At 62.6% G+C, this 13,811-nt stretch carries 10 protein-coding genes; 4 read left to right on the plus strand and 6 right to left on the minus strand.

Annotated features, from left to right (window positions below; translation table 11 throughout):
• Positions 1–22: 22 nt before the first annotated feature.
• The 4 genes from HY962_10395 to zupT form a co-directional block, all read right to left on the minus strand.
• Positions 23–2,206 carry a hypothetical protein gene (locus HY962_10395; GenBank protein ID MBI5647329.1) on the minus strand — a complete coding sequence of 728 codons (2,184 nt, stop codon included), beginning with the start codon at positions 2,204–2,206 and terminating at the stop codon, positions 23–25.
• Positions 2,203–4,818, minus strand: a complete 2,616-nt coding sequence (locus HY962_10400) for a transglutaminase domain-containing protein (GenBank protein ID MBI5647330.1) — start codon at positions 4,816–4,818, stop codon at positions 2,203–2,205. Before HY962_10400 ends, HY962_10395 begins: the two co-directional genes overlap by 4 nt.
• A gap of 25 nt (positions 4,819–4,843) precedes the next feature.
• On the minus strand, positions 4,844–6,283 hold the full coding sequence (locus HY962_10405; protein ID MBI5647331.1) for a hypothetical protein: 1,440 nt from the start codon (positions 6,281–6,283) through the stop codon (positions 4,844–4,846).
• A 181-nt stretch (positions 6,284–6,464) separates the two neighbouring features.
• On the minus strand, positions 6,465–7,313 hold the full coding sequence (zupT, locus tag HY962_10410) for a zinc transporter ZupT (GenBank protein ID MBI5647332.1): 849 nt from the start codon (positions 7,311–7,313) through the stop codon (positions 6,465–6,467).
• A gap of 168 nt (positions 7,314–7,481) precedes the next feature.
• Between zupT and HY962_10415 the strand changes: the two genes are divergently transcribed.
• The 4 genes from HY962_10415 (at position 7,482) to HY962_10430 (ending at position 11,742) form a co-directional block, all read left to right on the plus strand.
• A complete protein-coding gene (locus HY962_10415; GenBank protein MBI5647333.1) occupies positions 7,482–7,910 on the plus strand; it encodes a peptidylprolyl isomerase in 429 nt (142 codons plus the stop codon).
• A 134-nt stretch (positions 7,911–8,044) separates the two neighbouring features.
• Entirely contained in the window at positions 8,045–10,465 is a 2,421-nt protein-coding gene (locus HY962_10420) for a TonB-dependent receptor (protein ID MBI5647334.1), read from the plus strand.
• Positions 10,466–10,582: 117 nt separating this feature from the next.
• Positions 10,583–11,350 (plus strand): hypothetical protein, encoded by a 768-nt coding sequence (locus HY962_10425; protein ID MBI5647335.1) that lies wholly within the window; start codon positions 10,583–10,585, stop codon positions 11,348–11,350.
• A gap of 5 nt (positions 11,351–11,355) precedes the next feature.
• A complete protein-coding gene (locus HY962_10430) occupies positions 11,356–11,742 on the plus strand; it encodes a glyoxalase (GenBank protein MBI5647336.1) in 387 nt (128 codons plus the stop codon).
• A 27-nt stretch (positions 11,743–11,769) separates the two neighbouring features.
• On the opposite strand, the gene HY962_10435 is transcribed toward HY962_10430, so the two are convergent.
• Positions 11,770–12,756 (minus strand): NAD(P)-dependent oxidoreductase, encoded by a 987-nt coding sequence (locus HY962_10435; GenBank protein MBI5647337.1) that lies wholly within the window; start codon positions 12,754–12,756, stop codon positions 11,770–11,772.
• 52 nt (positions 12,757–12,808) lie between these two features.
• Positions 12,809–13,807 carry a phosphatase PAP2 family protein gene (locus HY962_10440; protein MBI5647338.1) on the minus strand — a complete coding sequence of 333 codons (999 nt, stop codon included), beginning with the start codon at positions 13,805–13,807 and terminating at the stop codon, positions 12,809–12,811.
• Positions 13,808–13,811 lie beyond the last annotated feature (4 nt).

Below are 13,811 nucleotides of genomic sequence, written 5' to 3' on the forward strand. Positions count from 1 at the left end.
GTCGGGATGTCTGATTCTGCGTTTACACGCCGGTGCTTGCCGAGGCGCCTGTTTCGCGCTCGTGTATTCTGAAGATGCCGTAGGCGATGTGTTTTGCCGCGTCGTACGGCGCGAGGGCGGGGCGGTTCTTGGTGGCGGCGGTGCTGAATTCGCCCGCCGCAATCACGGTGCCTCCGGCTTCAACGCTGTAACGGTACAGCAGCCCGCCTTGCGCTGCTTCGATCTCGAGACGCATGCGCGGTATGCCTGCCGCGGGAGCATCCAGAAAGTCGAAGCCGTAACGCGCAAACACGTCGAGGGCTTCGTCGGCGGCTCCGCGCTGGGCTTCGTCGAGACGGCGGAACACGACTGATTCGCGGTCGAAGTACAGCGGCAGGTGCCGTCCCCACAGCGACGTGGTCTGTGGATACACGCGGTATTGCGCGGCAATGCGGGCACGCGTGTCCATGCCGAGCGACTCGAGCACGTCGATGTGCAGATCGTCGGTCATGGCCATGAATTGTTTTTCGTAGGCCGTGTCGGCCTCGGCGCGCAGGAGGCGGCCGCCGTTGTCGAGTATTCGCAACGCATCCTCGTCGCGTCCGTCCTCGTGCAGGAACAAGGCCTCGAGATAGCGCCGGAATTTCGCGGCGCGCGGACGATCGTCGTGCAGGGCGCGGACCCGTTCGAGATGCCAGCGTGGATCGAGTCCGCGCAGCACCGAGGTGATCTGGAACGGGTCGCCGGTGGCCTCGACGTAAAACACCTTGAGATATTCCCCGCGGTCGCGGATCTGCAGATACCGGTCGGTCGCGGTGTTGCGCGCGAGAAACGCAGCGAATCGATGCCACAGGGCGTTGAAAAACCGCAGCACCGCGTTCCACAGGCGTGTGAAAAAACCCTCGCCCGGAGCGGGTTCGAATTCCAGACGGTTGGCGATGGCCTCGTGCGTGAGCGCGCGCTGCGCCTCGATCACGAGATCGTAGTTGGTGCGCGTGAGCGAGATGTTGCCGAATATTTCCGGATATTCGGATGCGTTTGTCAGATGCCGCATCGAGGCGTCGAGATGCCCGTTCCAGTAATTCGCAGTGCCCGTGCTGATCAAGCCCCAGCCGCGCTGCTCCTGGTATTTGCGCGTGTAGTCGTCGAGGTAGGCGTAGCCCTCCTCGGGCGCGCCCTTGCAGTGCAGGAGGGTGACGTAGGCGTCGATGGCGCTGGGCTGCGAGACGTAGTCGAGCGGATCGTTGCCGACCTTGCCCACTGCCTCGAACTGGCGCTCGGCCATCCGGTAGTTGAGGTCCGCAAGGTAGAGGTAGATCCCGTTGTTGCGGATCTTCATCCACTCGGGCATCATTTCGTAATAGACGATGGCCGAGTCCAGTTCCCAGCGCGCGGCGCTCACGATCGAGATGATGCTCGTCGCGGCGTTGTGGTACCACTCGAGATCGGAGGATTCGTTCCAGTACCGTGTCGCGACGCGCTTGTGCGCGGTGGCGGCGGCGATGCGCGCCTGGTCCTCGCGCGCGAGCCGCACGGCCTCGGCCATGTTGGCGCGCGCGTCGGGGAGCAGGAAAGACGTGTTGCCCTCGGCGGGAAAGGCGCGGTACTTGAAGAAGATCCACGAGAGTTTGGTGCGCGTGTACATGTCCGACGCGTACCCGTCCGCCGCGAGTTCCGCGAGTATCTCGTGCGCCTCGCGCGCCTCGTTCAGCTCGAGATGCTCGTCCGCGAGCTGCTGGAGGAACTGCACATACTGCCGCGTGAGCTGGTACGTGAAATAGAGGTCGCGGTCGCGCGCGCCGGTCGGACTTTCCGCGGAGAGCACGTCGTCGAGATTCTCGCGCCGCGGGGTGTATTGCTCGAGCGGCCAGAGCCGCCGGGCCTCGAGCAGTTCGCGCTTTGCGCGTTCGTGCCCGCGCCTGTCGGTCGATACCTCGGCGAGGTAATAGCCGCGAAGCAGAGCACCGAGGAAAAATCCGGGCGCCTTGTCGCGCAGCGTCGTCCCGAGCACGTACATGTCCTGCGACTGCCGGTAGCGCAGGCCCGGAATGATGTCGGTGAAGGCGAGACGCGTGACGGAATCGCGCACGGCAGCGAAGGGCTTCTCGGCCAGCATGCGTCGCGCCTGCCGCAGCGCCTCCTCGGCCGACTGCGCGCGCAGCAGCGCCACGCCGCAGATGAGAATCGCGACCGCGCAAATACCGGATACACGAATCCGATTTTTCATGCGGTCTTCCTTCGGTTGATGTAGCGCATGTAATTCCAGAGGTGGATCTGCCGGTACAGACGCACAGGCCAGGTGTGAGCGACACGGAGCGCCCGGTCCACTGCCGCCATGGTGTCGGTGCAGAGCTGCCGCGCATCGTCCGCGGCGCCGCGGCCGCCGTCGTATCGGTACCGCAGATACGCGGTGATCAACGGCGTCACATCCACGCCGTGTACCGCGCCTGTGCGCACCGCAAACTCGAGGTCGGTTTCCCGCTCGGGTGCGGTGCCGAACAGATGCAGCTTCAGCAGCAACCATTCGCGCGCGGCCGCGAGCCGGCGCGCGTCGCTGCGCGCGCGACGCGTGCGACGCGCGAGAATCCCGAGATGCAGGGCGGGAACAAGATGCAGCAGCAGGTACCAGACCGCGACAAGCATGATCCAGAACGATGGCTTTGTCCACCACCCGTCGGGTCCCCCGCGCCGCGCCGCAAAGGCGCCGGTGGTGTCGCGCATGCGCGAGAGCGGCGCTATCGTGTGGAATTGGAACGCGCCCGATCTGCTCTCCGCAAACGCGGCATTCGATCTGCGATGCCCCGTGGCCACGACGCTGTCGCCCGCGCGCAGATCCTCCACAACGTCCGTAACGCGCGCGCGCTGATCCGACATGCCGGGCTGGGTTTCCACCGAGACGTCGAAGCGCAGCGGCACGCGGCGCTCACGCGGAAAAACGCGCAGCAGCGTGTCGCGCTCCTCGGTCCGCTCGTACACGGCCGTATGCCTGAGCGTCAGTGCGTCGCCCGCCGTTTCCACCACGCCCGTCACGCGGTACTGCGCGTCAAGCGGCATGGGCGGCTCGGGCGGCGTGGGCGACGGAGGGGGCGGACCTCCGGGAGGCCCCTCCGCAGCAGGTGTCAGATCGATGTCGATCCATCCGAGCGAGGGTCCAAGCCAGATTTCGGTCCACGCGTGCGCCTGATTGGAATAGACGTAGTACCAGCCGGGCGTCTGTTTGCTTTCCTCACCGGGCACAAAGCCGATCGCCACCCTGGCCGGGATGCCCGCCGCACGGAAAAACAGGGCGGCAGCGGTGGCGTAGTATGTGCAGTATGCGCGTCGGTTTTTCAGAAGGAAATAATGCAACAGACTTTCGTTGGGATCCGCGGATTTTCCCGGCTTGAGCGAATAGGTGAACACAGGCTGGCCGGTGGCGTCGCGTTGTGTGAAGAAGCCGATCACGGTCTCGATCCGCTCGCGTGTGCTCTCGCGTCCGCGCAGCAGGGCGCGCATCGTGTCGAGGATGTCCTGCTCGAGTCCATTGATGCCGAGGTACTGCTGCCGGAAGCCGCGCGGACCGCCGTCCACGTCGCCGTACTCGTCCACGCGGTCGAGCACCGCGGCGTTGTAGTCGAACTGGAAGAACTGCCCCGCCGTGCCGATCGGAATGACGTTCAGGATCGATACGCGAGAGAACAGCCGGTGCACGCCCAGTACGGGCAGGGTTTCATCGGCCACGGTCACGCTGTCGGTGGAGGAGTAGCTGACGAAGCGGTACGTGAGATTGTGCCCGAAGGTCTGGTCGGTCGACAAACGCACATTGTAGATGGTTGAACGCCCGTCGAAGCGTAATGCCTCGGGCGGCGTCACCTCGCGTCCGTCGAGTCCGACGGTGAGTTGCACCGGTTCGGCCATCGTGCGATCGAGCGGCACCAGCCGCACGCGGTACGTGGGCGCCTCCATCTCGTCGGCGAGTCCGTTGAACTCGTTACGCGCCGGGTCGTAGGTGTGCAGCGAATGGAATTTCAGATACGGGGCTCCGATACTGTAGCCCTGATACGACACCGCCGGCACATGCGCCGCGAATACAAGTTCCTTCGAATCGATCGGGAGTTTGAACTCGTCCTCCAGCGCCGCGCGGTCCTGCATGCGGAAACGGTCGTTCTTTTTGCTGAGCAGGCTGTACGATCCGCGCGCCGTGCCGGCGCTGTCGCCGATGCCCGACACGGATCCGATGAAAGCCGCGACCGCCAGCACCAGGACGACGAGCAGGTAGCGCAGCACGATCTTGCGCCGATCCTGCCGCGGCATGGGCCGCCGCAGCGCGTAGTCGAAGAGAAGGACGTACAGCGAGTACACGACCACCGGTAGCGAGGCCGCTATGAGTCCTGCCGTGGTGAATTCCGTCGCAGGCAGCACGAAGGCGATCCATGTGCCGTTCACTGCCGCAACATCAGCGATGTAGAAGGCGCGCGCGGCGATGAACCAGTGGTTCACCACGCACGAAATCCACAGCAGGATGATGAGGAACACGGCCGTCACACCCGCGACAAAGGAACCCGCCTCGGAATGCGGCGCGAGCACGGTGGCGCCGAGTATGATGAGCAGCGTAAGGCCCGCGGTCCCCGCCGCGGATATTCCGAAGCGCACGTTGCGTGACGCAAGCACGGTGTGCGCCGCCGTGAAAACGGTGTACGCGAGGAAAAACGCCGGGAGCGCGTCGTTGACCGTCGACAGCCGGACGCTCAGGTACCAGAAGATGTACGCCGCGATGCCCGCGTGCGGAAGCACGCGCCCCAGCAACAGCGTGCGCACGCCGCCGTAGTGTGGACCCGCTATCCGTTCTACCGTCGCCATGGTTGCCTGCCTCGCGCCCCGTACATCAGGCACTCTCCGTGCAACGCGCCGCGAGCTGCATGCAGTTCATGCGCATCCGCCGCATCTGCGGCAGCACCAGCGCGCGGTCGGGCAGCGTATCGAGCAGCGACGACGCCGAACGGAACACGAGGCGCGGAGGGCGCGGCGCGCTTTCCTCGATATCACCGCCGAGCAGATACACGTGATGGAAAAGTCCGGTCTCGTCCCAGGGAATTTCCTCGAGCGCGATGAAGGGATTCAGGATGAGGATGCGCTCGTGTCCGTCGAGGCGGCGCGCGGCGACACGCTGAAAATACTGCGCGGGCGGTGTGCTGTTGTGCCACGAGGCGCTGACGAGCGCGCGTTTGAGATTCTCCTCGCGTGTCAGATTGGGATCGTCCTCGTAGGGGAATTCCGCGCTGTCGTCGGTGAACAGGCGCACCGACAGCGCGCGGCGGCGCAGCAGCCCCTCGAGAAAACGCGCGACATCCTGCACGTACGCGTCGTAGCGGCGGCGGAAGAACGGGCTGCCCGCGTAGGCGAAGGAGTTGTAAAAAAGGACGTGCAGGTCCAGATCCGCATCAACCACCGAATCGCGTTCGGGTATGCGCACTAGCAGTTCGCGCGTCCGCGCATACACCTGCCACATCAGGCGGCGGGAATCGTCCGTGGGTTCGTACCGTTTGTTGTCGAAGAAGTCCTCGGCTACCTTGAATTTCTGCTCCGACACCGACGGCACGTTTCTGCGGCGCACGAAATACGGCGCGGCGTCGGTGGAGGGCATCGCGGGCACGGAATAGATGGTGAAGTTCCTGTCGCGTTCCGCGGGATGGTATTCCTTCTCGATGATGGGCAACGAAAAGAGGCCGAGCGGATCCTCGAACTTGACGACCGAGTACCGCGTGCGATAGCGGCCGAGATGCAGGAACTCGAGCGCGAAACTGCCGATGGCGCCGCGGTCGGCCGAGTTGAACAGCTCGCCGCGCCGGCGCTGGCTGCGCAGCAGGAAGTACCAGTCGGTCGTATCGTAGTTATGGAAGACAAGGCGGAATTTGATCGTGCCCGCGACGAGACGCAGTTTACGCTGCAGAATCGCATCGACGTCGAACGACTCCCCGAGGACGCACGATTCGCGCGGAAACTTGAAGAGGATCTGGTTGCGGTCGCGGCGCAGCAGATAGTACGTGAGCACGAACCATGCGTACGGCAGTATCACCATCGCGATGTAGAACACCACCACCGCTCCGAGCAGCACCGCGGCGAAGGGGTAAAACGTGTTCGGATCAAAAAAGGTCGACAGCTCCCGCTGCTGGTCTTCGGTCAGCAGCACCGCGGCCGCCATCGCTGCGAGCACCAGCGCGCCGTTCGGCCGCACGAATGCGGCGACGTCGAACCAGAAGCGCCAGCGTTTGCCCAGGGCCGCCGCGCGCGGCAGGTAACGGGAGAGACGGGGGAATCGGATCACAGTATGCGAAAAATATGCAGACTGGGAACAAAAACGGAATGCGCCGCGTGAAAGTTGTGGATATGCAGGCGGTACCCTCCGTGCTTCCGAAGCATCGTGCACAACGAATCAAAGTCTCAATGGCGGACCGTTTCCCTTCGGATTGCTCACAAATTTTGAACGCTATTTTCCTACCCGCGTTTCATCGCACCAGCAACAGACTCACCGCCATCACCGCCATGCCGCCCATGATCCCGTACAACACCTCGTGACCGGTGGCGTACTCGCGGGCGGTGGGAAGCAGTTCGTCGAGCGAAATGTACACCATGATGCCTGCAACGGCGCCGAAGGTGATGCCGAGCGCTTCGGGTGTCGCGAACGACGACAGGAGGAAGAAGCCGACGATGCCGCCGATCGGTTCCGAAAGCCCCGAGAGAAACGAGTGCAGAAAGGCCTTGCGCCTGCTGCCCGTCGCATAAAAGATCGGCACCGACACGGCGATTCCTTCGGGGATGTTGTGAATCGCAATGGCGAGCCCGATCGCGATGCCAAGCTGCGGATTCTCCATCGCGGCGAGAAAGGTCGCGAGTCCCTCTGGAAAATTGTGTATCGCGATGGCCAGCGCCGAAAAGAGTCCCATGCGCATCAGCCGCTGATCTCTCGCGGGGTCGCTGCCCGGAACGGCGGACGCCCCCTGCGATTGATAGGTTGCGATTTGTGAACGTGGTGTCAGCTCGTGGGGATTCTCGGCGTCGGGTACGAGCCGGTCGATGATCATCATCACCACGATGCCGAGGAAAAATGCGCCTGTCGTGATCCACCCCGCCGCCGGCTGTCCGTACAATTCCGCCAGGGAAGCGTCGGCCTTCGCGAGTATTTCGGTGAACGACACGTACAGCATCACACCGCCGGAAAATCCGAGCGCGAACGACAGGAAACGGAAATTCGTCCGCTTCGCGAAATACGCGATCGCGCTCCCGATGCCTGTCGAGAGTCCCGCAAACGCGGTCACGGCCAGCGCGAACAGTATGGTCGACGAATCCTGCTGCATGTTTCCAGTTTCGAGACTTGTGGGGTATTCGATGTGAAGATTGTAATATCGCACACCGGCGCCTGTCCCGGAAATCGGCCGGCCTTCGGGTTTCTGCGTTTCATGCCGTACTTTGTATGGATCAGTTGCGGCGCGGCCGCTCACATTCAACAGAAAAGAGGTGCCGCGATGGCGCAGGTTAAAAAGGGAGACACAGTACAGGTGCATTACACGGGTTCGCTGGCCGATGGAACCGTGTTCGACTCTTCACGCGGACAGAACCCGCTCGGTTTTATTGTCGGGCGCGGACAGGTGATCCCCGGCTTCGACAGGGCGGTGATCGGGCTCGCGGTCGGTGACTCCACACGTGTCACCATCCCGCCCGCCGAGGCCTATGGCGAATTCAGCGAATCGTACATCATCGAGGCGAAAAAATCGGACATCCCGCCCGAAATCGTTCCGGAACTCGGCATGGAACTCACGCTCCACAACAACGACGGAAGCCAGTTCCCCGTGCGGGTCACAGAGATCACCGATACACATGTCACGCTCGATGCAAATCATCCGCTGGCCGGCAAGGAATTGACGTTCGAGATCGAAATCGTCAGCATAAAATGATGCAGCGGTGAGCCGGACGGATGCCCCAGAGCACGGATGATCAGATACAGGACTCACATATCCGATTTTCCGGTCCGGGGCGGCGCCCGCTGCGCGGGATGCTCTCTGCCGGCGTTTTTCCTGCGGCCTGTGGTATGACGGTGATACGACGCCTCTGTCTGATCCTGGCTCTTGCGGCCGCATCGTATTCGGACGTATGCGCGCAATCCGCACCCTCGGGCAGCGCCAGCGGCACGGTGCGGAACAAGGCCACGGGCCGGGCACTCGAGTTTGTGAACGTGGCCGTGCTCGCACGCGGCGACAGCGCGGTGGTGACCGGCACTGTCACGGAAAAGAACGGCGCCTTCCGCGTGACGGGGCTAGGACCGGGCGACTATCTCTGCCGCTTCTCCATGATTGGATACGGGACCGCGTACTCGAAACCGTTCCGCATCGGTTCAGGAAAAGACGAGGAAAAACTCGGCGTTGTGATGCTCGAGGAAACCGCGGTGACACTCGATGAAGTGGTGGTGAGCCGCGAGCGGCTCGCGCAGAACAACGAGATAGACCGGAAGGTGTACACTGTGGGACAGGACGTCGCGGCCTCCGCCGGATCCGCCAGTGACGTGCTGCAGAACATCCCCTCCGTCGAAGTCGACATCGAGGGCAACGTGAGTCTGCGCGGCTCCTCGAATGTGCTCATCCTCGTCAACGGAAAAAATTCGCCTCTGATGGGACGCAGCAGCGCCACCGTCCTGCAGCAGATGCCCGCGGGCGCGCTCGAACGCATCGAGGTCATCACCAACCCCTCCGCCAAGTACAAGCCCGACGGCACCGCGGGTATCATCAACATCGTGTTGAAAAAGGACGCGGATCTCGGACTCAATGGTTCGGTGACGGCCAATGTCGGAAATCAGGACCGTGTCAACGCAAATCTCCGGCTCAATTACAAACCGGACGGACTGAACCTCTACGGCGGGTACGCGATACGCCGCGACGCGCGCAACCGCATCAGTGTGGATACGCGCGAACAGGGTCCCGTCTCATCGTCGCCCGGCACGTATCGCGAAGATGCAAAAACCAGCGCGCGGCCGCTCTCGCATACTGCGAGTCTGGGGCTCGAGTCCGACCTCGGTGACGGATATTCGGCGGGCATGTCGGGCGAATTCTTCCGCCACGACGTGACACGTTTTGATCACACCACAAAAGTGTGGCGCGACGCCGCGGGGACATACACCTCCGAAAGCGCGCGCGACCGCATCGACGACGAGTACGAAATCGAATACAGCGGCAACACATTTTTTGAGCGCGAGTTCGGCGACGAGCACACTCTGCGCGCGGAACTTTCGACGTCGGGCGCATCGGAAGAGGAGGACAGCCGCAGCATCAACTCCTTCGTGTTTCCCGTTGCCGATCCGACGCGCGACAACACGCGCAATCACATCGACGAAAACACGACACGCCTCTCGCTCGATTACTCGCGTCCCTTCGAGGACGGATCAAAATTCGAAACCGGTTATGAGGGGAATTTCTCATCCACCCGATCCGACTTCCGCGTGTCGCTGTTCGACGCGCTGTCGCAGCGTTTTACACCCGACACGGCGCACAGTCACATCTTCGAGTATCGCGAGGGACTGCACGCTGTGTACGCCACGTATCAATCGTCGATCGGCGCCTTGGGAATGCTTGGCGGCATCCGCGCCGAGCAGGCGTACACACACGCCGATCTTGTCACGCTCGGCGCCGTCACGCCGGGTGAATACTTCCGGCTCTATCCCTCGCTGCATCTGTCGTACCGGCTCGGCGAACTTTCAGAAGTGCAGGTGAATTACAGCAAGCGCACAAACCGTCCCGACGGCGACGACCTCAATCCCTTCCCCGAATACAGCGATCCGAAGACGCGCTGGGCCGGCAATCCGAAACTCCTGCCGGAATACGTGCACTCGATCGAAGGCGGCCTGAAATACGAAAGCGAGCTGTTCTCGTTCATCCCGTCGCTGTATTACCGCTACACCTACAACCGTTTCACATGGGTCACACACGTGCTTCCGGACTCCACGTTTTTTTCAACGCGCGAGAATCTCGACAGCGACGAGAGTGCGGGACTGGAGGGAATTCTCACTGCGAGCGCCGACGGCATCTTCAGTGCCACACTCTCCGGCAACGTGTTCCACAACCGCATCGACGCCACGTCGCTGGGCTTCGGCGCCGACAAGGCGACCGTGAGCTGGAGGGGTACGCTCACCTGCAACGTGCATGTGACCGCGTCCACAATGCTGCAAGCGAACGCGCGCTACAATTCCGCGCGACTGACGCCGCAGGGTGAAAACGCGGCGACCTATGTCGTGAACCTCGGGCTGCGCCAGCAATTCCTCGACGGACGACTCACCGCCGTACTCACCGCGGGCGACATCTTCCGCAGCATGAAACGCGAGACCTGGTTTGACACGCCCGAGCTGCGGCAGACAGTGCGCGTGACGCGCGATTCCCGCGTCGTCTATCTCGGCCTCACATGGAATTTCGGCACGCCGCCGAAGCGCAAGGACGACGCGCTGAAGTACGACGACGCGATGTAACGGAGAACCTCTCACAATCGGAGTGATGTGATGCACTTCCGCAGCATTTTCCCGATTCTTGTACTAATCCTGCTCTTCCCAGGTTGCGCACAGATGTTGCGGGAAGGAAAGACGCGGGTGAGCATCGCGCCAACACAAATGTTCTTCCGTTATCCTGAACGCGTGAGTTTCCGCGTGACCATCGTGAACGGATCCGACCGCGCGATCGACGTGCCGCACCTTATCTCCCTCGCCGATGAACCCGGCGTGCTGCGGCACGCAGCGAGCAGACGTCTGCGCGAGGCACTGCACGGACAACTCTCGCAGCGCGATATACGTCTGGCGCCGGGTGACAGTCTCGTGATGTTTCAGGATTTTGACGATGCCGGCGTGGCGGGCAACTGTGCGATCCGGCCGGTGTTGCCGCCGGGTCCGTATACGACCGAAACATCCGTGCAATGTGTGGATGTCGAGACACGCCGCCCGATCCGCGTGTCCGCCGAATGCTCGTACAGCGTGATTGAAACACGTGTGCCGGACGTCTTCGAAATCTTTCTGCGGCAGACCTGCGCTGTGGAAGAAAACACCGTTGGGGCGCAGGCGCGGCGCGCGGCCTTCGCTCTGCTGGAGCGGCTGGCCGACACGGTTCTGGCGCGGAGTTCAAACACCGAGGTCGCGGCCGTGCTCGCGGAAAATCTGATCGCCTACCGCGAGCGGCGTGCGGCCGGACCGCTCGACGAGCGCCTCTTCCGCGTCCTGCTCACGGCGCGGCCATCGTCCAACACGCGCATGGTGCTCGCGCAGCTCTTCGCGCTTCAGCCGCGCTCCGCTCAGGAGATTCTGCTTGCGGAGCCGGGCAATGATCCCGTCCTGGTGCCACTCCTTCGCGCGCGGCTTGCGCCATAAACGACATGATACCCGAGACCCTGTTCATTCTGTACGTATCCGATCAGCGGCGCAGTACCGATTTCTACGGCGCAGTGCTCGCATCCGCGCCGCGCCTCGATGTGCCCGGCATGACGGAGTTTGTCCTTCCGGGTGGCGGTGTGCTCGGCATCATGCCCGAATCCGGCATCCGCCGTCTGCTGGGGACAGCCGTTCCTGATCCCTCACTCGCGCAGGGCATCCCGCGCGCCGAATTGTATCTGCTCCTCGACTCCATCGACGCCTTCCTCGCGCGCGCCCTTGCCGCCGGCGCCGTGCTGCTGAGCCCCGCGCAGGCACGCGACTGGGGTCACACCGTTGTGTACCTCGCGGATCCAGATGGCCACGTGCTGGCTTTCGCCTCAGCCGCCTGATCGAGCAGTCAATTTCATTCGCCGACGTTACCGCCCCATCCATCCTTCGCGGCGGTACCATTCATACGTCGAAAGTATGCCCTCGGCGAGAGCCACGCGCGGTTCATACCCGATCAGCACGCGGGCCTTGTGAATCGAACAGGTCCATGCATCCTGCAGGGCTTCACGCACCTTCTGAAGATTGAAGAAAACCTCGCGGCGGAGCATACGCCCCGCTCCCTCGCCGATGGCGCCCGTCAGATAGACCAGTGAGGCGGGGAGAGAGAATACGAGCGGCCGGCGGTCCTGCGCCATGGCGACGGCGCCGCAGATTTCGGCGGAGGTATGGTTGACCGCGTCGCCGATAAAAAACACCTCGCCCAGAGCCGCGGGATGCAGCGCTGCTGCGCGGATGCCGCGGACCACGTCGGCCACATGGACAAAGTTCAATTCCTGCGAACCCGAACGGATGAGTGGTTCGATGCCGCGATGAATCATGGTGAAGTAGCGGAAGAGGTCGCGGTCGCGCGGGCCATACACCCCGCTGGGGCGCACGATGGTGACAGGCAGCCGGTCGGCCATGTCGAGCACCTCGATCTCCGCCAGCATCTTGCTCCGTCCATAATGCGACACAGGGTGATACGGCGTGAGTTCGGTGACCTCCTGGATTCCGAGACGCGGCCCCACTGCAGTCAGACTGCTCACATACACAAAACGCTGCAGCGATCCCGCGTGCGCGGCGCAGGTATGCAGAAAATCGCGTGTCGCGAGGTGATTGCCGCGGTAATATCCAGCCGTGTCGCGTGATCGCGTCACCCCCGCGAGATGGAACACCACATCTACATCCGCCAGCAACGGCGCCATGGCCGCCGCATCCCTGATATCCGCAAGATGCACCCGCGCGCCCGTTGCCTCCAGCGCCGCGCTGAACATCGCGTCCTTCGAAACGACCGTCACATCCCAGCCGTCCTCGATCAAATTTTCGACAAGATGGCTCCCGATGAAACCGCTTCCGCCCGTGATGAGAGTTTTCATGATGGACCTCCGTTAGGCAAATCACACAAAGGGAAAGATGAAAGACGAACCGTCAATGCTGAACCACCGACGACGACCCGTACATGGTCTCCGTCGTCTTGTCTTCGCCCCGGCTTTTGCGGCGGATCAATCCCAGCCGCGCATTACACCATGCCCGCGGCACGATAGTGCGCACTCCGCCTTCCGTCCCGCTGATCTTCTCCGCAAGCAGAGGATATACAATCAATCCCGCGAGTGTGATGCCCGCGAGGCCGTCCCACACGTAGTGATAACGCAAGTACACGGTTGCCGGGAATATGCTCGCGAGCAGAGGCGCGAATATCAGACCTATGGATCTTTTATTTATGAGCAGATGCGCAAGCATCACCGCGCCTGCGGCGCAGTGCGGACTCGGCAGACTCCCGCCCGGGAAGTGCAGCGTCGAGCGCATCCATTCGCCTGCCATGGTGAAGTATCCGCCTTCGAGAGGCACCGTGTATATCGCTGAGCCAAAGTACATCTGACTCGCAACCGGGTAGAGGATGAATCCGACATCGCAGGCCAGGTACACGTATACAAGGTGCAGGAGATATCGCTCCATTGCGACCGTGCCCCCGTACCGTCGGCACAACCATGCGGTGAGCGGCAGCATCGGCACGTAGAGCACATACGCGGCCATGAGCCACTCGGTGAGAACGGGGTGCGTGATACCTTGCAAACGCTCCGACAGTTCGCCGCCGAAGAGAACCGTGTCCAGTGCGAGCAGTTCCGCGTCCTTCCAACCCGGCACCAGCAGGTGCTGTACAAAAGCGCTCGCATTAAACAACTGCCCTGTGACGAAGAGCAGACCCGCGGCGAGCAGCAGACTGCGTCCCGCTTCCTGGAGCCGGGGCAGAATCAGACCCAGCATCAGCACGGTTGCGAGACACACGCCACAGGCACGGGTGGCCGCGGTAACATCCGTGACATGGCTCGGGAACAGCAGTACTGCGAGAAGCAGCAGCGTGGAAACGAGTGCAACAGCGGCCAGGATCCGGCGCGTGTCACGAGACAGCTTTTTCAGGGAATCCATGATG

The sequence above is a fragment of the Ignavibacteriota bacterium genome (assembly GCA_016218045.1).
GTDB lineage: Bacteria > Bacteroidota > Ignavibacteria > SZUA-365 > SZUA-365 > JACRFB01.